The 21407-nt window shown below is 68.0% G+C and carries 14 protein-coding genes; 4 read left to right on the top strand and 10 right to left on the bottom strand.

Annotated elements, in window-relative coordinates; all coding sequences use genetic code 11:
* Positions 1–39: 39 nt before the first annotated feature.
* Genes ACN6O8_RS03025 through dnaE form a run of 7 tightly spaced genes read right to left on the bottom strand, consistent with a single transcriptional unit; the run spans position 40 to position 9198 of the window.
* Positions 40–1188, bottom strand: a complete 1149-nt coding sequence (locus tag ACN6O8_RS03025; protein ID WP_427989570.1) for a glycosyltransferase family 4 protein — start codon at positions 1186–1188, stop codon at positions 40–42.
* A complete protein-coding gene (locus ACN6O8_RS03020) occupies positions 1163–1888 on the bottom strand; it encodes a polysaccharide deacetylase family protein (protein ID WP_427989569.1) in 726 nt (241 codons plus the stop codon). The genes ACN6O8_RS03025 and ACN6O8_RS03020 overlap by 26 nt, the downstream gene beginning before the upstream one ends.
* A gap of 18 nt (positions 1889–1906) precedes the next feature.
* On the bottom strand, positions 1907–3022 hold the full coding sequence (locus ACN6O8_RS03015; protein WP_427989568.1) for a glycosyltransferase family 4 protein: 1116 nt from the start codon (positions 3020–3022) through the stop codon (positions 1907–1909).
* Positions 3019–3774, bottom strand: coding sequence for a glycosyltransferase family 2 protein (locus tag ACN6O8_RS03010; protein ID WP_427989567.1), 756 nt, complete (start codon positions 3772–3774; stop codon positions 3019–3021). The genes ACN6O8_RS03015 and ACN6O8_RS03010 overlap by 4 nt, the downstream gene beginning before the upstream one ends.
* Entirely contained in the window at positions 3771–4619 is an 849-nt protein-coding gene (locus tag ACN6O8_RS03005) for a polysaccharide deacetylase family protein (RefSeq protein WP_427989566.1), read from the bottom strand. The genes ACN6O8_RS03010 and ACN6O8_RS03005 overlap by 4 nt, the downstream gene beginning before the upstream one ends.
* Positions 4616–5707 (bottom strand): glycosyltransferase family 4 protein, encoded by a 1092-nt coding sequence (locus ACN6O8_RS03000; RefSeq protein WP_427989565.1) that lies wholly within the window; start codon positions 5705–5707, stop codon positions 4616–4618. Before ACN6O8_RS03000 ends, ACN6O8_RS03005 begins: the two co-directional genes overlap by 4 nt.
* Positions 5707–9198 (bottom strand): DNA polymerase III subunit alpha, encoded by a 3492-nt coding sequence (gene dnaE / locus ACN6O8_RS02995; RefSeq protein WP_427989564.1) that lies wholly within the window; start codon positions 9196–9198, stop codon positions 5707–5709. The genes ACN6O8_RS03000 and dnaE overlap by 1 nt, the downstream gene beginning before the upstream one ends.
* Positions 9199–9327: 129 nt before the next feature.
* Here dnaE and lpxO point away from each other — a divergent pair, with 129 nt between their 5' ends.
* Positions 9328–10227: a lipid A hydroxylase LpxO gene (gene lpxO, locus ACN6O8_RS02990; RefSeq protein WP_427989563.1), complete on the top strand. Its 900-nt coding sequence runs from the start codon at positions 9328–9330 to the stop codon at positions 10225–10227.
* Positions 10228–10267: 40 nt separating this feature from the next.
* Here the strand turns inward: lpxO and ACN6O8_RS02985 are convergent, their stop codons facing one another.
* From ACN6O8_RS02985 to hrpA, 3 genes are all read right to left on the bottom strand, one after another.
* On the bottom strand, positions 10268–11563 hold the full coding sequence (locus ACN6O8_RS02985) for a nitrate/sulfonate/bicarbonate ABC transporter ATP-binding protein (RefSeq protein WP_427989562.1): 1296 nt from the start codon (positions 11561–11563) through the stop codon (positions 10268–10270).
* 8 nt (positions 11564–11571) lie between these two features.
* Entirely contained in the window at positions 11572–13305 is a 1734-nt protein-coding gene (locus tag ACN6O8_RS02980; RefSeq protein WP_427989561.1) for an ABC transporter permease, read from the bottom strand.
* A 169-nt stretch (positions 13306–13474) separates the two neighbouring features.
* Positions 13475–17404, bottom strand: a complete 3930-nt coding sequence (gene hrpA / locus ACN6O8_RS02975) for an ATP-dependent RNA helicase HrpA (RefSeq protein WP_427989560.1) — start codon at positions 17402–17404, stop codon at positions 13475–13477.
* 134 nt (positions 17405–17538) lie between these two features.
* On the opposite strand from hrpA, the gene argA reads away from it, so the two are divergent.
* The 3 genes from argA to ACN6O8_RS02960 all read left to right on the top strand — a co-directional run bounded on the left by argA (position 17539) and on the right by ACN6O8_RS02960 (position 21373).
* Positions 17539–18897, top strand: coding sequence for an amino-acid N-acetyltransferase (gene argA / locus ACN6O8_RS02970; protein WP_427989559.1), 1359 nt, complete (start codon positions 17539–17541; stop codon positions 18895–18897).
* Between the two features lie 116 nt (positions 18898–19013).
* Positions 19014–19286, top strand: a complete 273-nt coding sequence (locus tag ACN6O8_RS02965) for an oxidative damage protection protein (RefSeq protein ID WP_427989558.1) — start codon at positions 19014–19016, stop codon at positions 19284–19286.
* Between the two features lie 134 nt (positions 19287–19420).
* A complete protein-coding gene (locus ACN6O8_RS02960; protein ID WP_427989557.1) occupies positions 19421–21373 on the top strand; it encodes a phosphocholine-specific phospholipase C in 1953 nt (650 codons plus the stop codon).
* Positions 21374–21407 lie beyond the last annotated feature (34 nt).

The raw sequence follows: 21407 nt of genomic DNA, 5'->3' as shown, positions 1-21407 counted from the left end.
TGGCGGTCCCGTTGCAGTTCTAGAAGCCCGCGGCAAGCGTCAGGCGCGCTCGGCCAGCACCGCCTGGTACAGCGCTTCGTAGCGCGCGGCCACGGCCTCCCAGCTCTGGTCGCGGGCGATGGCCAGGCCGCGCTCGGACAGCGCGGCGCGCAACTCCGGCTCGTCTCCCAGCCGCTGCAAGGCCTGGGCCAGTTGGGCGCCGTCGCGCGGGTCCTGCAGGATCAGCGCGTCCTTGCCGGCCGACAGGTACTGGGCAAAGCCGCAATACGCCGGCGAACTGACCACCACCGGCAGGCCATGCGACATGGCTTCCAGCGGCGCCATGGCGTAGCTGTCGTTGAGCGTCGGGTGGGCGTAGATGTCGGCGGCGGCGAAATAGCGCGCGACCTCGGGCGTCGGGTCGACCAACGTCACGCGGCTGGCCACGGCCCCGGCCGCGCGGACCCGGTCGCGGGTGGCCTGATCCGCCCCCACCACCAGCAGGCGATAGCGGGCCGGCAGCAGCGCCAGCGCGTCGAGCAGCGCCGGCAGGCCCTTGCGCAGCGGGTTGCGCGCCACCAGCAGGCAGCCGATGGTGTCGGCGTCCCAGCCGACCTGCGCCCGGGTGTCGGCGCGGGCCGCCGCGGCCTCGGGCGCCGGCAGCTTGACCCCGGGCGCAATGATCTCGACCGGCAACTGCGGGCCGTAGCTACGGTGCAGTTGATCCATGATCAGGCCGGACACCGCCACCACCCGGCGCGCCGGCGCGGGACGCACGCGGAATTTCTCGAGCAGCAGGTAGGTGGCCAGGCGCGGGCTGAGCCAGGCAAGCGCGCGCTTGAGCGGCTTGACCCGCGTCAGGCGGTTGTAGCGCACCGGCGTGACGTGCATGACCTGGATTTCACCGGCCCAGCCGTTCATGTGCGAATGCACGATGTCGTAGCGGCCACGGGTCAGGCGGTCGGCCCGCCAGGCGAAATACAGCACCCGCATCCAACTGGGCAGCCAGCCGGGAAAGCGCACCGGCAGGAAGGCGAAGGGCAGATCACTGTCGAAGTCGCGCGCCACCACGGATATATCGTGGCGCTGGCCCAGCACGCGCATCAGCTCGACGCCATAGGCCTCGGCGCCGCCGAAGCGGTTGCCAAAGCGGTCGACCAGCAGTGCGATGCGCAGCCGCCGCTCAGCCGCGCCCGCGCTTGTCTTCATAGCGAGTCAGGCATTTCTGCAGGAAACGGAAAATGCCGGTGGAACGCGACACCGTCACCCGCGGCAGTCCGAAGGGATCGTCGCTGGCGTTGGCCAGGCCGCGCTTGGTCAGCGTGGCGTTGTCGTAGCCGGCCTCGCGCGCCATGACCAGGTGCTCCGGGCCGTGGTCGCCATAGGGATAACAGAACGCAGTGACGGGCGCGCCCAGCGCCTGTTCGAGCACGTCCTTGGATTCGACCATCTGGCGGCGCGCCTCTTCGGGCGTCATTTCGGGCAGGTGGACGTGATCCAGCGTGTGCGAGCCGACCTCGTGGCCGGAGGCGGCCCACTGGCGCATTTCGTCTACCGTCATGAGCGGCGAGAACGGGATGCCGATCTTGGCGTCCCAGACGTTGCCGCCGTCGAACTGGTTGGCCACCAGGTAGTTGGTGGCGGTGAAGCCCAGCTTGTCCAGTACCGGCATCGCATTCTGGACCACGTTGCGGTAGCCGTCGTCGAACGTCAGGCCGAACACCTTGCCGCGGCGCTGGCCGCGCACGTACGGCATGATGTCGCGCATCGACAGGCCGCGGTAGCCCAGGCGGTGCATCCAGCGCATCTGGCGCGCGAAATCGTCCGGGTGCACCGTCAGGCCGCGAAACGGCGTGCCCTTGGGATTGGGCTCGCCGATCTGGTGGTACATGAGAATTGGGATAGACATAGCGCGGATTATAAGGGCTCAGTGTCCGCCCAATGTACGCTGGTAGACGTCGACCGTGGCTTGCGCGAAACGCGCCAGGTTGAAGTCACGCTCGGCCGTTGCGCGGGCGTTCGCGCCCATGGCGCGGACCTGCGCCGGATCGTCCAGCATGAGGCGCAGGCGCGCGGTCATGGCGGCCACGTCGCGCACCGGCACGATCCAGCCGTCGACGCCGTCGGTGACGTTCTCGGGCAGGCCGCCGGCGTCGGTGACCAGCGCCGGCAGGCCCAGGCCCATGATCTCGCGGCAGGCGAACGACAGGGCCTCGCGGTACGACAGCACGAAGCCGGCGTGGCACGAGGCCAGCGCCGCGCGCACGTCGTCGAGCAGGCCGGGGAAACGCACCTGGTCGATCATGCCGAGTTCGCGCACGCGGGCCAGCTTGGCCTCGGACGGCGGATCGCCGGCCACCAGCAGCCGCACGCGTTCCTTGTCGCCCGGCGGCAGCGCCGCCACGGCGGCCACCAGGTCGAGCCAGCCCTTGTCGTAGTCGGTGCCGCCGGCGCTGCCCAGCAGCAGTTTGCCGTGCCAGTCCGGGCCGAAAAAGATCTCGCGCAGCTTGTCCAGGCTGTCGGGCGGCGGCGGCGCGAAAAAGCGCGTGTCGATCCCGTGGCGGATGGTGGTGATGGGCCGCTTGCGGTAGGGCGAATCGGCCAGCAGGCGATGGATGTAGTCGCTGACCGCGATGCTGTGATCGGTGGCCAAGGCCACGCGCAGCTTGTGGCCGAAGCTGTTGACCGGGTGATCGTTGTGCTTGGTGAACACGATGCGCGGGCGGCGCGCCAGCGCCAGGGTGGCCAGCATGACCTGCTTGTGGTCGGCCGAGCCGTTGGCGTGGATGATGTCGAAGCGGCCCTGCTTGATCAGGCGGCGCAGCCGCGCCCGGTCGCCGAACCAGGACGAGGGACGCGTGGTGTAGCGCATGTCCACCACCGTGACGCCGGCAATCGCCTTGGCATAGCGGTACAGCCGGCTGCTGGCCGGCGCGGCCACGGTGATCTGGTGCTCGGCGGCCAGGGCGCGGGCCAGGTTGATGATGTAGGTAACGTGTCCCCCGCCATTGTTGGCGTGGAAGTTGGTGTAGAGGATCTTCACTTGTTCTTCTCGGCCAGGAACATCAGCTTCGAATAACGGAAGAAACTGCCCGCCGCCGCGGTCACGGCCAGCACCAGGCCGTGGCGGCCGTCGAGGAAACCGCGCCGGATCAGGTAGATGCGCACGAAGGTCCAGAAGCTGTGGCCCAGCGCGCCGAACACCGAGGTGCGCTTGCCCTTGGCGTACATCATGGCGGCGGCGTCCGACGAATAGCGGTTGATCTTGGTGACCAGCGCGTCCAGGTTGTCGTACGGGTAATGATGGAAGTAGCCCTTGAGCCGCAGCGGCGGCTGGCCATTGGCGGGCACCACGCGCTCGTGCACGGCGGCGTCGTTGAAACGCGCTGCGCCGCGCTTGAACAGGCGCAGCACGTAGTCGGGCCACCAGCCGCTGTGGCGGATGTCGCGGCCGCAAAAATTCGACAGGCGGGCGATCTCGTAGGTGTCGGCGCGCGGCGCCGCCAGGGTCTCCTGGATCTCGCGGGCCAGCTCGGGTGTGACGCGTTCATCGGCATCGATCGACAGCACCCAATCGCCCGTGGCCAGGTCGAGCGCGCGGTTCTTCTGCGGACCGAAACCGGGCCAGTCGGCCGTCACCTCGACCCGCGCGCCCAGCGCGCGCGCCAGTTCCACCGTGCCATCGGTGCTGCCCGAATCGACCACGATGAACTCGTCGGCGAAGGCGACCGACTTGAGGCACTCGGCGATGTTGGCCGCTTCGTTCTTGGTGATGACTATGACTGATAACTTCATCCGCGATTCCTAAGACGCTTTTTCCAGGCCTTCCAGGCGTGATAGCGCGGTCCCCAGAAGGGATCGCGCGACAGCCAGATGCGCCGGTTCAACCAGGTGCCGCCCCGGTTGCGCACCGCGAAGCGGTAGATGTGCGCGGGGTCGGCGCCGGGGGTGTTCTGGCCGAAAGGGTCGGTAGTGTACAAGTGGCGAAAGCCCGCCTGCCTGGCGGCCGCCACGTAGTCGCCGTCGAAATAGCCCTGCGGCCAGCACAGATGATCGCTGACCGCGCCCAGGCGGCGCGTCAGGGTCTCGCGAGAATCGGACAGTTCCTGGGCAATGTGGGCCTTCTTCGCCTGGACATCGGCGCCGCAGACCTTGTCCCAGCGCGTATGGGTGTGGGTGTGCGAATGGAATTCGAAGGTGCCGGCGGCCCGCATGGCCTCGATCTCGCTCCAGCGCAGCATGACATCATCGCCGCGGCCCTCGGCGATCAGCTTTTTGCTGGCGTCGTGGTCGGGCGTGGCCGGCAGCGGCAGCCCCTGCCCCGCGTGCGGACGCGCCGGGCCGTCGCCGATCCAGCCGGTGATGGTGAACAGCACGGCGCGCATGCCGTAACGCGCCAGCACCGGATGGGCGTGAACCCAGTTGTTGAGATAGCCGTCGTCGAAGGTGATCAGCACCGAGCGCTCGGGGGCCGGCGCGCCGGCCAGGTAGGCGGCGAACTGCTCGGTGGACAGCGACTGGTAGCCGGCCCGCGCCAGGCGCGCGATCTGGGCTTCGAACACGTCGGGCATGGCGTTGATCATGCCGCCGGCCGGCGTGACGTGGTGGTACATCAGCACCGGGACGTTGGGCGCGTTCATCCGCGCCGCTCCGCCAGCCAGCGGGTGTAGACGGCCTCGGTGGTTTCGGCCAGGCGGGCGGGCGAAAACACGCCCTCTTCCCAGACCATCTTGCGGCCGGCCTCGCCCATGCGGCGGCGCAAGGCGGGATCGTCAATGAGTTTCTGAAGCGCGGCGGTGAGCGCGGCCGGGTCCTTGGGCGGCACCAGGATGCCGGTTTCGCCGTCACGGAACATTTCGGACACGCCGCCGACGTCGGTGCCGATGACCGGCAGGCCGCTGGCCTGCGCCTCGACGTAGACGGTGCCGGACGCTTCCTGCTGGGTCGCCAGCGCGAACAGGTCACAGCCGGCCAGCAGGTTGGGCACGTCGCGGCGCGTGCCCATCAGGTGGATGCGGTCCTGCAGGCCGCGCTCGGCCACATAGGCCTGGGTCTGCTCGAACACCGGCGAACCGCCGCCCACGAACACCAGGTGCAGCTTGGGCCGCGTGGCCATCAGCGGCGCGATGGCGTCGATCAGGTCTTTGTGGCCCTTGGTGGCGCGCATCACGGCGACACAGCCGACCACCAGGTCGTCTGGCGCCAGTCCAAGCTCTTCGCGCAGGGTCGAGTGTTCGACCGGCGGCGGCAGCACGATCGGCGAATAGACGGTGGCGATGTGGCTGGCCGGCACGCCGCGCTCGATCAGGTGCTCGCGCACGTGGTCGCTAACGGTGGTGACGCGATGCGGCAGGCGCGTGTACGACCAGAGCGAGCCGACCTTGTTGGACAAGTGGCGGGTGCGCACGATCAGCGGCGTGCCCGCCAGGCGGCCGGCAGCCGCGGCGATGACGGTGTCGCGCCGGCTGTGGGTGTTGAGCACGTCGAAGCGGCCTTCGCGCAGGATGCGGCGGATGGCGGCAACGCCTTTCAGGTAATTGAATGGCCCATCCATCTCCAGCGTGTGGACGGTGAAGCCGGCGTCCGACAGGCGCTCGGCCAGCAGCGCGCTCGGCTGGCAGATGGCTTCGAGGTGATGGCCACGCGCGCGCATGGCATTCATTTCCTTGAAGATACGGCCTTCCTGGCCGCCGAAGCTGGTGGCGGCTTCAGAGTGAACGATGCGCATCAGTAGGTGACCTCCACGCCGTTCGGCTTGGTCCAGGCGTTCAGGTTCTCGAGCAGGGTGTCGGCCATGCGCACGCGCCATTCCTCGCCCAGCCGCACGGTGCACAGGAAATTGTTCTTGGTGTAGACGATGTCCACCGGCACGCCGGGGATGCCGTTCTCGGGTTCGGCGCGGAACGGGTTGAGCATCTGGCGCAGGCGCGCGGCGTCGGCGCCGCCGTTGAGCTTGACGCGCAGCGACTTGGCGCGCGCCTCGCGCGCCAGTTGCAGGTCATACAGCTGTTCGGCGACGATGCGCATGCCGCCGGAATAGTCGTCGTTGCTGACCTTGCCCTGGACGATCACCAACTGATCTTCGCGCAGGCGGTTGCGGTGCTTTTCGTAAAGCTCGTTGAACACCGAGATCTCGACCTGCGCGGTGCCGTCGTCCAGCACCGCGAACACCATCTTGCCGCGCCGGGTCATCATGACGCGCACGCTGGCCAGCACCCCGCACATCCATTGCAGGTCGCGCTGCGGCTCGATCCGCGCCAACTGCATCGGCACGATCTGGCGCACTTCGTCGCGCCAGGCGTCGAACAGGTGGCCGCTGTAGTAGTAGCCCAGCGCCGATTTTTCCTCGGTCAGCTTCTTGTGCAGATCCCATGGCGCGACCTTGGCCAGTTCGCCGGCCACCACGTCGCTGCTGTCGTCACCGAACAGCGACGACTGGTTGGCGCTGCGCGCGGCCTGCTCGGCCGCTTCCATGGCGGTGGGCACCGAGGCCAGCATGGCGGCGCGGTTCGGTTCGATGGTGTCGAACGCGCCGGCCTTGATCAGGGCCTCGATGGTGCGGCGGTTGACCGCGTGCTTGCTGACGCGGCGGCAGAAGTCGAACAGATTCTGGAACGGGCCGCCTTCCTTGCGGGCGCGCAGGATGTCCTCGACCGCGCCCTGGCCGGTGCCCTTGACCGCCCCCAGGCCGTAGCGCATGGTGCGCGGCGGCTTGCCCTTTTCGGTGTACTTGTCGGCCACCGGCTCGAAGCGGTAGCCCGAGAAGTTGACGTCCGGCGGCAGCACCTCGACGCCGTTGTCCTGGGCGTCGCGGCAGAAGATCTGAACCTTGTCGGTGTCGTCCATGTCGGAGGACATGGTGGCGGCCAGGAATTCGGTCGGGTGGTAGGCCTTGAGCCAGGCGGTCTGGTACGAGATCAGCGCGTACGCGGCCGAGTGCGACTTGTTGAAGCCGTAGCCCGCGAACTTTTCCATCAGGTCGAACAGCTTGACCGCGAGGTCCGGGTCGTGGCCCTTTTCCTTGGCGCCCTTCTCGAACAGCTCGCGGTGCTTGGCCATTTCCTCGGGCTTTTTCTTGCCCATGGCGCGGCGCAGCAGGTCGGCGCCGCCCAGCGAGTAGCCGCCGATGATCTGCGAGATCAGCATCACCTGTTCCTGGTAGACGATGACCCCGTAGGTGCTCTTGAGGGTCGCTTCCAGGTCCGGGTGGAAGTAGTCCACGGCCGCGCGGCCGTGCTTGCGGTTGACGAAGTCGTCCACCATGCCCGATTCCAGCGGCCCCGGACGATACAGGGCCAGCATGGCGATGATGTCTTCGAAGGTGTTGGGCCGCAGCTTCTTGAGCAGTTCCTTCATGCCGCGCGATTCCAGCTGGAACACCGCGGTGGTGTTGGCGTCGCACAGGATCTTGTAGGCGGCCGGATCGTCCAGGCTGAGCGCCATGACGTCGAAGTCGCGCTTGTCCTCGTTGAACTGGCGCACGTAGCGCACCGCCCAGTCCAGGATGGTCAGGTTGCGCAGGCCCAGGAAGTCGAACTTGACCAGGCCGGCGGCCTCGACGTCGTCCTTGTCGAACTGCGAGACGGCGCTGTTCTCCTGGCCCGGCTGGCAATACAGCGGGCAGAAATCGGTGAGCTTGCCGGGCGCGATCAGCACGCCGCCGGCGTGCATGCCGATGTTGCGGGTCAGGCCCTCGAGCGGCTTGGCCAGATCGACCAGCGCGCGCACTTCCTCTTCCTGTTCGTAGCGGTCCTTGAAGGCCGGCTCGTCCTTCAGGGTGCGCTCGAGCGTCCACGGATCCATCGGGTTGAACGGGATCAGCTTGGACAGGCCGTCGCAGAACATGTAGGGCATGTCCAGCACCCGGCCGGCGTCGCGCACCACGGCCTTGGCGCCCAGCGTGCCGAAGGTGGCGATCTGGCTGACGGCGGCGCGGCCGTACTTTTCCTTGACGTAGTCGATAACGCGTTCGCGGTTGTCCTGGCAGAAGTCGATATCGAAGTCGGGCATCGAGACCCGCTCGGGGTTCAGGAAGCGCTCGAACAGCAGGTCGTAGCGGATCGGGTCGAGGTCGGTGATGCCGAGCGCGTACGCCACCAGCGAGCCGGCGCCCGAACCCCGGCCAGGGCCGACCGGCACGCCGTTGTTCTTGCCCCAGTTGATGAAGTCCTGCACGATCAGGAAGTAGCCCGGGAAGCCCATCTGGATGATGGTCTTGCATTCCCAGCGCAGGCGCTCGTAGTACTGCGCGCGCTTGGACTCGCGTTCGGCCTCGTCCGGGAACAGGAAGGCCAGGCGTTTTTCCAGGCCTTCTTCGGACAACTGCACCAGGTAATCGTCCAGCGACACGCCGTCGGGCGTGGGGAAGTTGGGCAGGCGCGGCTTGCCCAGCACCAGGCTGAGGTTGCAGCGCTTGGCGATCTCGACCGTGTTGGCCAGCGCCGAGGGCACGTCGGCGAAGCGGCGCGCCATTTCCTCGGAGCTGAGCAGGTACTGTTCCTTGGTGAAGCGGCGCACGCGGCGCGGGTTCGCCAGGATCTCGCCTTCGGCGATGCAGACGCGGGCCTCGTGCGCCTGGAATTCGTATTCATCCAGGAACTGCACCGGGTGCGTGGCCACCACCGGCAGGCCGGCCTCGCCCGCCAGGCGCATGGCGGCCTGGGTGTAGGCTTCGTCGCCATCCATGCCGGCGCGTTGCAGTTCGATGTAGTAGCTGCCCGGGAACAGGTGCGCCCACTGGCGCGCCAGCGCCAGCGCCGACGCCGCGTTGCCGGCGTCCAGCGCCTGGCCGACGTCGCCGCCCCGGCCGCCCGACAGCACGATCAGGCCGTCCTGGCCTTGCAGCCATTCGCGGCGGATCTCGGCGCGGCCCTTGCCCTGGTTGGTCAGGAACGCGCGCGACAGCAGTTCGCACAGGTTCAGGTAGCCCTGGTGGTTGCGCACCAGCAGCAGGAGCCGGAACGGCTTGGCGGGATCCTCGTCGTTGCTGAGCCAGACGTCGCAGCCGGCGATGGGCTTGATGCCGGCGCCGCGCGCGCCCTTGTAGAACTTGATCAGGCCGAACAGGTTCGACAGGTCGGTCAGCGCCACGGCGGGCTGGCCCAGCTTGGCGACACGCTTGATGAGGTCGGGGATGCGCACGATGCCGTCCACCACCGAGAACTCGGAGTGGACACGCAAGTGGACAAAGGGGGACGGGGTTGTTACGGCTTCGGACATAGCGGGAATTGTACCTAGTCGGAAGACCGAAAAGCGCCCTGCGCCCGATTGCGCCGACGCCCCTGGAGCGGGCCTGTGTAACAATAGGCGATTGCACCTGACTCACCTGCCGCAGGACGAGATTTACCTATGAAATGGCTGATACCCGGGATCTGGCTCGCCGCCATCCTGTTCGCGCACTTCCGCGGCCGCGTCAAGCTGCCGCTGGGCCGGCAACTGCTGGATCACTCGGTGCTGCTGGCGCCGGTCAACGCCTTCATGGTGCTGACCTCGCGCGTGCCGTCGACCCCCTACCTGACCACCAGCGAGATCGCCGAGCTCAAGGTGCTGGACGATAACTGGGAAACGATCCGCGACGAGGCCCTGCAGATGGCCGAGATGCGCCGCATCAAGGCGGCCGACAGCCACAACGACATCGGCTTCAATTCGTTCTTCAAGTACGGCTGGAAGCGTTTCTACCTGAAGTGGTATGACGCCCGCCACCCGTCGGCCGAGGAGCTGTGCCCCAAGACCGTGGCCATCCTGAAAACGCTGCCCAAGGTCAAGGCGGCCATGTTCGCCGAGCTGCCGCCGGGCGGCAAGCTCAATGCCCACCGCGACCCGTTCGCCGGCTCGCTGCGCTACCACCTGGGCCTGGCCACGCCCAACGACGACCGCTGCCACATCATCGTCGACGGCGAATCCTATAGCTGGCGCGACGGCGAAAGCGTGGTGTTCGACGAAACCTACGTGCACGAGGCCTACAACCACACCGACCAGAACCGCATCATCCTGTTCTGCGACGTCGAACGGCCGCTCAAGTGGGGCTGGGCGGAGGCCTTCAACCGCTGGTTCGGCCGGGTGGTGATGTCGGCGGCCAGCTCGCCCAACGACGGTGGCGACCAGACCGGCGCCATCAACAAACTAACCCATGCGCACTGGGTCATCGACCAGAAGCGCAAGGCCTTCAAGGCCTGGAACCGCACTGTCTACAAGGCCACCAAGTACGGCCTGATCATCCTGGTGATCGCGGGCTTCATCGCCCTGTGAGCGCATCACCGCGGCGGGCCGGGCGGCCCGCCGCCGCCCCCTACCCCGCGTCGCGCTCCGGCAAAGTCAACAGGCCGGTGTGGTAGTCGTAGCCATAGATTTCGCCATAGCGGCCCCATTCCACCGCGATCTTCAGCACGCGCTCGGCTTCGTCGGGCTTGAGGAATTCCTCCAGCGAATCCAGGAAGTTCTTTTCCGGCAACTCGCCGGCGGGTTCCTGTTCCAGGCTGTGGCGGATGTGCGCGGCCAGCGGCACGTGGGCCAGCAACTGGCGGCCGAAGATGGCCTGCTTCTGGCCCTGGTCGGCCTGCACGTAGCGCTGACCCAGCGGCGTCAGGAAGATGTCGCCCTTGTCGATCTGCGCCAGGCCGAACAGCCCCAGCGCTTCGCAGGCCGGCAGCAGATCGTCGTCGGAAATCTCGGCTTCCTCGGCCAGCTTGGGCAGGTCGGCGCGGCCGTTGAAGGGCGCCTCGGCCAGCACGTCCAGCACGCCTTCCATGCGCTCGACTTCGGTGTGCGGGAAGCGGTAGCCCAGGCCTTGCTGACGCGGAGTCGGCATGTCATGCGCCGGGCGCTGCGTCATCAGCGCGTAGACTTCGTCGATCAGGGCCCGCACCTGCGGCGAATCGGGGTTGCGCGGCCGCGGCAGGCCGATCTGCACCTGGCTACGGATGCGCCCGGGGTCGCTGGAGAACACGATGATGCGGTCGGCCATCATGACCGCTTCCTCGATGTTGTGCGAGACGATCAGGATGCCCTTGGTCGAGATGCGGCTCTCGTCCCACAGTTCCAGCATGTCGTCGCGCAGCGTTTCGCCGGTCAGCACGTCCAGGGCCGAGAAGGCCTCGTCCATCAGCAGCACGTCGGGGTTCATGACCAGCGCGCGGGCGATGCCGACCCGCTGGCGCATGCCGCCGGACAGTTCGCGCGGCAGCGCGCCCCCAAACCCGCCCAGGCCCATCAGGTCAAGCACCGCGTCGGCGCGCTTGGCGCGTTCGGCCGGCGCCACGCCCTGGGCTTCCAGCCCCAGTTCGACGTTCTGCTGCGCGGTCAGCCACGGGAACAGCGCGAACGACTGGAACACCATGGCGATGCCGGCGGCCGGGCCGTAGACGGGCTGGCCGCGGTAGGTGACGGTGCCCTGGTCGGCGTTGACCAGCCCCGCCATGATGCGCAGCAGGGTCGATTTGCCCGAGCCGGACTTGCCCAGCAGGGCCACGATCTCGCCTTCGCGCAAGGTGAAATCCACGTGTTCCAGCACGTGCCGGGCAGTGCCATCCGCGGCGCGGAACGACTTGCCGACGTCGTGCAGCTCGATCAGGAAATTGGAATTCATGAAGACTCCTACCGGCCGCGGTCTTCGGCCAGCAAATACAGTTTGCGCCAGAAAAACCGGTTCAGCAGCATGACGAAAATGCTCATGACGCCGATGCCGAGCGCGATGCGATGGAAATCGCCCTGCTCGGTCATCTGCTTGATGTAGCTGCCCAGGCCGTCGGCCACCAGCGAGGTATTGCCCCAGGTCACGTATTCGGCCACGATGCTGGCGTTCCAGGAGCCGCCACTGGCGGTGATGGCGCCGGTGATGAAGCTGGGAAACACCGCCGGCAGGTACACCCGGCGCCACAGCAGCCAGCCCTTCAGCCCCAGGTTGCTGGCGGCCAGGCGCAGTTCGTTGGGAATGGTCGAGGCGCCCGCCACCACGTTGAACAGGATGTACCACTGGGTGCCGAAGATGATCAGCGGGCTGAGCCAGATATTGGGGCTGAGTTTCAACGCCACCATCACGAACACCACGGCCGGAAACAGCAGGTTGACCGGAAACGCGGCCAGGAACTGCGCCACTGCCTGCACCCGCTGCGAATACTTGGGGCGCAGGCCGATCCAGACCGCGATCGGCACCCAGATCAGCGACGCCAGCCCGATCAGCACCATCACCCGCAGCAGCGTGATGCCGCCCAGGCCGACCACGTGCAGCACTTCGCTCCAGCCCACTTCCTCATGCACGAACACGACCAGCTTGTAGGTGGCCAGCAACGCGCCAGCGGCCAGCAAGGAATCCCACACGCGGGTCCAGCGCGGGTCCGGCGCCTTGGCGCGGGCGCGGATCGAGGTGCCGTCATACGACACGCTGAACCAGCCCAGCGCGCGCCGCATCTGGGCCCAGAACCGGTTGGACAGCGCCTGCATCCAGCGGCTGCGGCGGGTCCAGTCCAGCAGCCAGGACTGCTGCGCCACGTCGGCCTGCGATTCCTCGAAGCGGAACTTGTCGGCCCAGGCCAGCAGCGGCCGGAAGAACAGTTGGTCATAGAGCAGGATGCCGGCCATCATGGCGCCGATGGCCCAGGCGATGGCGCGGCCGTTCTCGGCGTCGATGGCCACCGCGATGTAGGAGCCGATGCCGGGCAGCTTGATGTCCTGGCCAGCCACCGAGATGGCCTCGGCCGCCACCAGGAAGAACCAGCCGCCGGACATGGACATCATCATGTTCCACAGCAGGCCCGGGGTGGCGTACGGCAATTCCAGCCGCCAGAAGCGCTGCCAGCCGGACAAGCGGAACACGCGCGCGGCCTCGTTCAGTTCGGCCGGCACGGTGCGCATCGACTGGTACAGGCTGAACGCCATGTTCCAGGCCTGCGAGGTGAAGATGGCGAAGATGGCCGCGCATTCGACCCCCAGCAGGTTGCCGGGAAACAGGGCGATGAAGGGCGCGATGGCGATGGCCTGAAAACCCAGGATGGGCACCGATTGCAGGATGTCCAGCATCGGGATCATGGCTTTTTCGGCGGTGCGGAACTTGGCCGCGATGGCCGCGAAGATGAAGCTGAACAGCAGCGAAAACGCCAGCGCCGTGAACATGCGCAGGATGGTGCGCAGCAGGTAGTACGGCAGGTAGATCGGGTCGAGCGAGATCGGCAGTTCTTCGCCGACGGCGAAGGGGCGGCTCATCTGCGAGGCGCCGTAGGCCATGGCGGCCAGCACCACCAGGACCAGCGGCAACAGGGCCCAGTCCCAGCGATTGGGCGAGGAGCGGGACGACGCGGACGGGCGCGTGCGGGTGCTGAAGAGCTCGAACATGTCGGCAATGCTCCAGGGAGCGGGGTGAAGGCCCGCGCATTGAAGCATAACCAGATGACGCGTCACTGAACAGAAAACGACTGAAATCCGGGTGTAATACGGGACGGCTCGCGCCGCCCCGCTCACCCGGGCGGCGGGGCCACGACCGGCCCCGCCTGAAACCGGCGGATCAGCGTTGCAGGGATTCCCAGCTTTTCATCAGCCGCTTGACCGAGACCGGCATCGGCGTGCGCAATTCCTGCGCAAACAGCGCCACCCGCAGCTCTTCCAGCAACCAGCGGAACTCGTCCAGGCGCGGGTCGGGCGCCCCCTTCAGGGCCGAGCGCGCCCGCTGGTACTGGGTCAAGAGCGGCGCCATCTCGGCCACCAGCTTGGCGTCGCGGCCGGGATCGGCGCGCAGCTTGTCGATGCGCGCCACCGCCGCCTTGAGGTAGCGCGGGAAGTGCGACAACTGGGCGTAAGGGGTGTCGCGGATGAACCACTTGGGCATCAGCGCCCCCAGTTGCTGCTGCAGGTCGGCGTAGGCGGCGGCGTGCGGCTTGGCCTGCGGCAGCTTGCGCTGCAGCGCCGCGTACTCCGTCAGCACCGTGCCCGCCAGGCGCGCCACTTCCTGCGCCAGCAGGCCCAGCCGGCCCTTGCCTTCGGCCCGGCGCGCCTCGAACTGCTGCTCGTTGACCGGCCAGGGCTCGGCCAGGCAGGCCTGGCCCAGGGCGCAGTCGATGATCTGGTCGCGCAGTTCCTCCTGCGTGCCCAGCGTCATGTAGAGCATGCTGATCCGGGTCAGGTCGGCCAGGTTCTTTTCCAGGAATTTGACCTGTTCGCGCAGGCCCAGCCGGAACAGCTTGAGCAGGCCGGCGCGGTGCGCCTTGCGGGCTTCATCCGGGTCGTCGAATACGTCCAGGTCGCAATGCGCGCCACGGTCCACCAGCGCCGGGTAGCCGATGACCGACTGGCCGCGGCGCTTGATCTCCATGATTTCCGGCAGCGGGCCGAAGGTCCAGGCGGTCAGGTTCTCGTGCGCCAGCGCCTGCGCCACCTGGGTGTCGCTGGCGGCCAGTTGCTGGAAGGTGGCCTGGGCCTGCTTGCCGAACTCGGCGCGCAACTGCGCCAGGTTGCGGCCGGCGGCCAGCATGCGGCCGTGCTCGTCGACCACGCGGAAGTTCATGAACAGGTGCGCCGGCAGCGTCTCCAGCTTGAAGTCGGCGGCGGCCGGGCGCACTTGCACCTGGTCCCACATATCGGCGATGAGCGCGTCCACCAGGCCGGTCTGCGGGTCGCCCAGGCGCTCGAACCAGCGATCGTAGAAGCCGGCCGCGTAGTCAGGCAGCGGCACGCAGTGGCGGCGCAGCTTCTGCGGCAGCGACTTGAGCAGCAGGTGCACCTTTTCCTTGAGCATGCCGGGCACCAGCCATTCGCAGCGCGCCGGATCGATCTGGTTCAGGGCGAACAGCGGCACCGCCAGCGTCACGCCGTCGCGCGGCGAGCCGGGCTCGAAGTGGTAGTCCAGCGCCATCGACACGCCCTGCCACTCGACCTTCTTGGGAAAGACGTCGGTGGTGACGCCGGCCGCTTCGTGCCGCATCAGCTCGTCGCGCGTCAGCAGCAGCCGGGCGGCGGCGGCCTTGTCGAGCCCGTTGACCCATTTTTCCAGGGTCGCGGTCTGCGAGATGTCGGCCGGCAGTTGGCGATCGTAGAAGGCGTAGATCAGCTCGTCATCGACCAGGATGTCGGGGCGGCGGGTCTGGTGCTCGAGTTTCTCGATGCCGGCGATCAGCTTGCGGTTGTGGGCCACGAAGGCCAGCCGCGTGTCGATCTCGCCCGGCACCAGCGCCTGGCGGATGAAGAGCTCGCGCGCCTCGCGCGGATGGACCCGGCCGTACTGGATGCGGCGGCCGCTGTAGATGGTCAGGCCATAGAGCGTGGCGCGTTCGTTGGCCACCACCTGGCCGGCCTTCTTTTCCCAGCGCGGGTCCGACCAGCTCTTGCGGATCAGGTGGGCGCCGACCTTTTCCAGCCAGACCGGGTCGATCCGCGCCACGCAGCGCGCGTACAGGCGGGTGGTCTCGACCAGTTCGGCGGCGACGATCCAGCGCCCGGCCTTCTTCACCAGGCGCGAGCCCGGATGGATGTGGAAGCGGATATCGCGGGCGCCCTGGTAGTGGCCGCCCTCGTCGCTCTTGAAGCCGATGTTGCCCAACAGGCCCGACAGCAGCGCCAGGTGCAGTTGTTCGTAGGTGGCTTCGACCTGGTTGACGCGCCAGCCCTGCTCGCCCACCAACGCGGCCAACTGGGTATGGACGTCGTGCCATTCGCGCAGGCGGATGGGGGACAGGAAGTTCTGCCGCAACAGCCCCACCAGCTTGCGCTGCGAGGCCTTGTGCTGCACCTGTTCGCCGTACCAGCGCCACAGTTTGAGGAAAGAAATGAATTCGGATTTATCGTCGGCGAACTTGGCGTGGGCGGCCTCGGCCGCCTCGCGCTCCTGCATGGGGCGGTCGCGCGCGTCCTGCACCGACAGCGCCGAGGCGATGATCAGCATTTCCGCCAGACACTGATGCTCGCGCGCGGCCAGGATCATGCGGCCGATGCGCGGGTCCACCGGCAGCTTGGCCAGCTCGTGGCCGGTGCGGGTCAGGACGAACGAGGCGCCGGTGCGGGCGCTGTCGTCGCCGTCGTCGGCCGCGGCCAGCTCGATCGCGCCCAGTTCCTGCAGCAGGTGATAGCCGTCGGCCACCGCACGCCCGGGCGGGGCCTCCACAAACGGGAACTGCTCGATGTCATCGAGCTTGAGCGACTTCATCCGCAGGATCACGGACGCCAGCGACGAACGTAGCACCTCGGGGTCGGTGAACGGCGCGCGGGCGTTGAAATCGGCCTCGTCATACAGACGGATGCAGACGCCGGGCCCGACCCGGCCGCAACGGCCGGCGCGCTGATTGGCCGAGGCGCGGCTGACTGGCTCGATGCGCAGTTGCTCGACCTTGTTGCGCCAGGAATAGCGTTTGATGCGCGCCAGGCCGCTGTCGACCACGAAGCGGATGCCGGGCACGGTCAGCGAGGTTTCCGCCACGTTGGTGGCCAGCACGATGCGGCGCGCGTTGCCGCGCGGATGGAAGATCTGTTCCTGCTCGGCCTGCGACAGGCGCGCATACAGCGGCAGCACCTCGGTGCCGGCCGGATGGCGCTTGCGCAGCGCCTCGGCCGATTCGCGGATCTCGCGTTCGCCCGGCAGGAACACCAGCACGTCGCCGGGACCGTGGCGGGCGCATTCGTCGACCGCGTCGACGATCGCGTCGATCAGGTCGCGCTCTTCGTCGCCCGACATGCGCTCGCGGTCGCGGCCCGGCTTGGCGGGCATGGCCTCGTCCTCGGCGGCGTCCTCGCGCACCGGGCGGTAGCGCACCTTGACCGGGTACAGCCGGCCCGAGACCTCGATCACCGGCGCCGGCTTGTCCTCGGACGCGGCGAAATGGCGGGCGAAGCGTTCGGCATCGATGGTGGCCGAGGTAATGATGACTTTCAGGTCGGGACGGCGCGGCAGCAGCTGCTTCAGGTACCCCAGCAGGAAGTCGATGTTCAGGCTGCGCTCGTGCGCCTCGTCGATGATGATGGTGTCGTAGCGGCGCAGCAGCGGATCGCGCTGCGACTCGGCCAGCAGGATGCCGTCGGTCATCAGCTTGATCGACGCGTTCGGGCCGGTGCGGTCGTTGAAGCGCACCTGGTAGCCCACCACCTCGCCCATCGGCGTGTTCAGTTCCTCGGCGATGCGCTTGGCCACGGAAGTGGCGGCCAGCCGCCGTGGCTGGGTATGGCCGATCATCTTCTGACGGCCGCGGCCCAGTTCCAGGCAGATCTTGGGCAGTTGGGTGGTCTTGCCCGAGCCGGTCTCGCCGCTGACGATGACCACCTGATGGCCGGCGATGGCGCGCGCGATCTCCTGGCGCCGCGCGCTGACGGGCAGGTCTTCGGGGTAGGTCACGGCGGGGATGGGCCGCTCGGGGCGGGGCGCCGGGGTCGCGGCGTCGGCGCGCGGCCGGCCGGCGGCCCGGGTCGGCCCGTCGGCCGGCACGGGCGGCCGCGGGCGGGAGGATTCTGGCATGTACGATTTGTCCGGTTAGCCGCCTATTATATAAACGCCCCACGGTCATATAATTTCGCCACGCCGTGTCGCCACGGCGCGTTGACGCGGCCCGCGCCGCGTTATTGCCACCCTCCGGAACTCCCCCACCCATCATGCCCGACCTGGAACCAGACACTGTCTCCGCCCTTGAAGCTCCCGAATTCGCCCCTGCCCAGTTCGTCCGATGGTTCCGAGATGTCGCGCCCTATGTGCACGCGTTCCGAGGCAAGACCTTTGTGGTGGCGTTCGGCGGCGAATTGGTGCAGGCCGGGGCGCTGAACGCGCTGGTGCAGGACTTGTCGCTGTTGTCGTCGCTGGGCATCCGCCTGGTGCTGGTGCATGGCTCGCGCCCCCAGGTCAACGAACAACTGCGGCTCAAGGGCTTCACCCAGCAGTTCGATCGCGGCCTGGCGCCCACCGACGCCGCCGCGCTGGAATGCGCCAAGGAAGCCGCCGGCGAGATCCGCCTGGACATCGAGGCCGCCTTCAGCCAGGGCCTGCCGAACACGCCCATGTCGCATGCCCACATCCGCGTCATTTCCGGCAACTTCGTCACCGCCCGCCCCACCGGCGTGCTGGACGGCGTCGATTACAAGCACACCGGCCAGGTGCGCAAGATCGACGTCGACGCGCTCAAGTTCGCCATCGAGAAGGGCTCGTCGGTCGTGCTGCTGTCGCCGCTGGGCTTCTCGCCCACCGGCGATGCCTTCAACCTGGCCATGGAAGACCTGGCCACCAGCGTGGCGGTGGCGCTACGCGCCGAAAAGCTGATCTTCCTGTCCAGCGGCCAGGGCGTGCTCAATGACGACGGCTCGGTCGACACCGAACTGGCGCGCATCGACGCCGACGCCCTGCTGGCGGGCGGCTCGCTGGACGAGGAAACCGGCGCCTATCTGCAGTACGCGTCGCTGGCGGTCAAGCGCGGCGTGGCCCGCGCCCACCTGGTGCCGTTCGCGCTGGACGGCAGCGTGCTGCTGGAAATTTTCACCCACGACGGCGTCGGCACCATGGTGGTGGAAGACACGCTGGACGACCTGCGCCCGGCCACGCTGGACGACGTCGGCGCCATCCTCAGCCTGATCGAACCGCTGGAGGCCGATGGCACGCTGGTGCCGCGCCCGCGCAGCGTGATCGAACGCGACGTCGAAAACTTCACGGTGCTGGAGCACGATGGCGTGATCTACGGCTGCGCCACGCTGCACAACTTCCCCGAAGAACACATGGCCGAGATGGCCTGCCTGATCGTGCATCCCGAATGGCAGGGCTCGGGCGAAGGCGAGATCCTGCTGCGCCATATGGAATCGCGCGCCCGCGCCTCGGGCGCCAAGCGCCTGTTCGTGCTGACCACGCGCACCTCGCACTGGTTCATGAAGCGCGGTTTCGTGCAGGGCGGCATCGCCGACCTGCCGCGCGAAAAGCAGAACAACTACAACCGCTCGCGCAACAGCCTGGTGTTCATCAAGAAGCTGTGACGCCCCCGCTCCGGGCCTGCCCCGGAGCCTACCCGCAGTGTCCGCAGGGGCTTGGCGGCCTTCCGGCGCCAAGCCCGCTAAAATGGCGCATTACCCATTCTTTCCGGCAGCGAACCATGGCCCGTACCGTCAACTGTGTGAAATTGAAGCGTGAAGCCGAAGGGCTGGACTATCCCCCCTATCCCGGCGAACTCGGCACCCGCATCTGGCAAAGCGTTTCCAAGGAAGCTTGGGAAGAGTGGAAGCAGGTGCAGACCCGCCTGGTCAACGAAAACCGCCTGAACCTGGCCGACGCCCGCGCCCGCAAGTACCTGCAGCAGCAGATGGAACGCTTCCTGTTCGAGGACGGCAGCGTCGAAGCCCAGGGCTACGTTCCGCCTTCGGCCTGATCCTGCCGCGCCGCCGCGCGGCACGCCTGCGAAGCCCCTCGTCCGCGAGGGGCTTCTTGCTTCTGGCCGGCCGCCGCGGCCGGGCGCCGCAACTGGCTTAAGATTCCCTTATCGCTGGCCGTATTAACGCTGTCATGAACGCAGATCCGAGTTCCGCCTCTTTCGCCGACCTGCCCCCGGCCATCCGGCGCGCGCTGGCGGTTGCCCCCGATCGCAGGAGCGGCACGCTCCACGACGTGCGGCATGTCGTCATCCTGATGCAGGAGAACCGGTCGTTCGACCATTATTTCGGCGCCCTGCCGGGCGTGCGTGGCTTTGCCGATCCGCATCTCGTGCCGACCGCGGATGGCGATGTGCTGACCCAGCGCGACGGCGCCGAGCAAACGCGCCCCTATGCCTTGCAGGCCAACTGCGCCAGCCACACGCCGGTCGGCTACATCACCCCGCATACGTGGGACGACGCCCAGCGTGCCTGGAACGACGGCCGCATGGATCAGTGGCTGGTGGCCAAGCGGCGCCTCGGCATGGGCGCATACCGTCCCGCCGAAGTGCCGTTCCAGACGGCGCTGGCCAATGCCTTCACGCTGTGCGACGCCTACCACTGTTCGATCCAGGCGGGCACCAATCCGAACCGCCTGTTCCTCTGGACCGGCACCAACGACCCGCTGGGGCGCGCCGGCGGGCCGGCATTGGTCAACACCTTCGACCGCCTCGGCCCGGCCGACCAGGGCTACGGCTGGACCACCTATCCGGAACGCCTGCAGGCCGCCGGCATCGACTGGCGCATCTACCAGGACATGGCGGACAACTTCCACGACAACCCGCTCGCCGGTTTCCGCCAGTACCGCCGCCAGCATGAGGCCGGTGGCGCCGCCGCGCCGCTGCGCGACCGGGCCCTGGCCACCCATACCCTGGACGACCTGGCGCGCGACGTGAATCAGGGCACGCTGCCGCAGGTGTCCTGGATCATCGCCCCCGCCGCCGACTCCGAGCATCCCGAGGTTTCGTCCCCGCGCCAGGGCGGCGCCTACACCGAGCGCGTGCTGGACATCCTGACGCGCAACCCGGCCGTCTGGAGCGGCTGCGTGTTCCTGGTCACCTACGACGAAAACGACTGCTTTTTCGACCACATGCCGCCGCCCGCGCCGCCAGCGCGCCCCGCCGACGGCCAGTGCGGCGGCCTGTCGACCGTGGAACTGGACGGCGAATACCACGACGCGCGCAACGGCCCCAGCGCCGCCACGCCGGACGATCCGCCCGCCCTGCACGGCCGCGGCTTCGGCATGGGCCCGCGCGTGCCGATGCTGGTGGTATCGCCCTGGAGCCGCGGCGGCTGGGTCAATTCGCAAGTGTTCGACCACACCTCGGTGATCCGCTTTCTGGAGGCCCGCTTCGGCGTGCCCGAGCCCAACATCAGTGCCTGGCGCCGCGTGGTGGCCGGCGACCTGACCTCGGCCTTCGACTTCGCCGGGGATCGCGTCGCGCAGCACGCCGACAGCGTGCGCCATGCCTGCGCCCTGCCCTACGCGCTGGAGGCCGTCGGCCGCATGACCGCCGACGGCGAACACTATCGCCTGACTTTCCGCAATCCCGGCACGGCCGGCGCGGTGCTGCACGTGTACGACCGCCTGGCGCTGGCGCGCGCCCCGCGCCGCTACACCCTCGGCGCGGGCGCGCGGCTGGACGACGGCTGGCGCCTAGACGCCCACGGCGCCTATGACCTCTGGCTGCTCGGCCCCGACGGATTCCATCGGCGCTTTCGCGGCGACAAGCGCGATGGCGGCCTGCTGGAAGCGCAACTGGTACCGGTGACCTCGGGCCTGCGCCTGCGGCTGGTCAACCATGGCGCCACGCCCCTGCCGGTGCAGGTCGAATCGCGCATGGGCGACGGCTGGCGCGCGATGGCGCACGTGCAGGCCGGCGGCGCGCTGGAACTGAAGTACGCCGGCTGCGAAGGCTGGTATGACCTGGAGGTCGGCGCCCAAGGCCTGCCGGCCTTCGGCCGGCGCCTGGCCGGCCGCATCAACGCCGGCAAACCGGGCGTGCCGGATCCACGGTTGTGTCAGGGAGCCGAGCTGCCCCTGTAGCAGGCCCGCCATGAAAAAACCCCAAGACGCCGCG

The organism is Achromobacter sp. (assembly GCF_050285565.1).
Lineage (GTDB): Bacteria > Pseudomonadota > Gammaproteobacteria > Burkholderiales > Burkholderiaceae_B > Achromobacter.
The sequence above is the reverse complement of the archived record's forward strand: the minus strand, read 5'-3'. Positions and strand labels throughout refer to the sequence as shown.

Excerpts from the sequence above, each read along its gene's own strand:
- ACN6O8_RS03010 (WP_427989567.1), bottom strand. The coding sequence starts at position 3,774 with ATGAAGTTATCAGTCATAGTCATCACCAAGAACGAAGCGGCCAACATC.
- hrpA (WP_427989560.1), bottom strand. The coding sequence starts at position 17,404 with ATGCCAGAATCCTCCCGCCCGCGGCCGCCCGTGCCGGCCGACGGGCCG.
- lpxO (WP_427989563.1), top strand. The coding sequence starts at position 9,328 with ATGAAATGGCTGATACCCGGGATCTGGCTCGCCGCCATCCTGTTCGCG.
- dnaE (WP_427989564.1), bottom strand. The coding sequence starts at position 9,198 with ATGTCCGAAGCCGTAACAACCCCGTCCCCCTTTGTCCACTTGCGTGTC.
- ACN6O8_RS03025 (WP_427989570.1), bottom strand. The coding sequence starts at position 1,188 with ATGAAGACAAGCGCGGGCGCGGCTGAGCGGCGGCTGCGCATCGCACTG.
- ACN6O8_RS03020 (WP_427989569.1), bottom strand. The coding sequence starts at position 1,888 with ATGTCTATCCCAATTCTCATGTACCACCAGATCGGCGAGCCCAATCCC.
- argA (WP_427989559.1), top strand. The coding sequence starts at position 17,539 with ATGCCCGACCTGGAACCAGACACTGTCTCCGCCCTTGAAGCTCCCGAA.
- ACN6O8_RS02985 (WP_427989562.1), bottom strand. The coding sequence starts at position 11,563 with ATGAATTCCAATTTCCTGATCGAGCTGCACGACGTCGGCAAGTCGTTC.
- ACN6O8_RS03000 (WP_427989565.1), bottom strand. The coding sequence starts at position 5,707 with ATGCGCATCGTTCACTCTGAAGCCGCCACCAGCTTCGGCGGCCAGGAA.
- ACN6O8_RS02980 (WP_427989561.1), bottom strand. The coding sequence starts at position 13,305 with ATGTTCGAGCTCTTCAGCACCCGCACGCGCCCGTCCGCGTCGTCCCGC.
- ACN6O8_RS02965 (WP_427989558.1), top strand. The coding sequence starts at position 19,014 with ATGGCCCGTACCGTCAACTGTGTGAAATTGAAGCGTGAAGCCGAAGGG.
- ACN6O8_RS03005 (WP_427989566.1), bottom strand. The coding sequence starts at position 4,619 with ATGAACGCGCCCAACGTCCCGGTGCTGATGTACCACCACGTCACGCCG.
- ACN6O8_RS02960 (WP_427989557.1), top strand. The coding sequence starts at position 19,421 with ATGAACGCAGATCCGAGTTCCGCCTCTTTCGCCGACCTGCCCCCGGCC.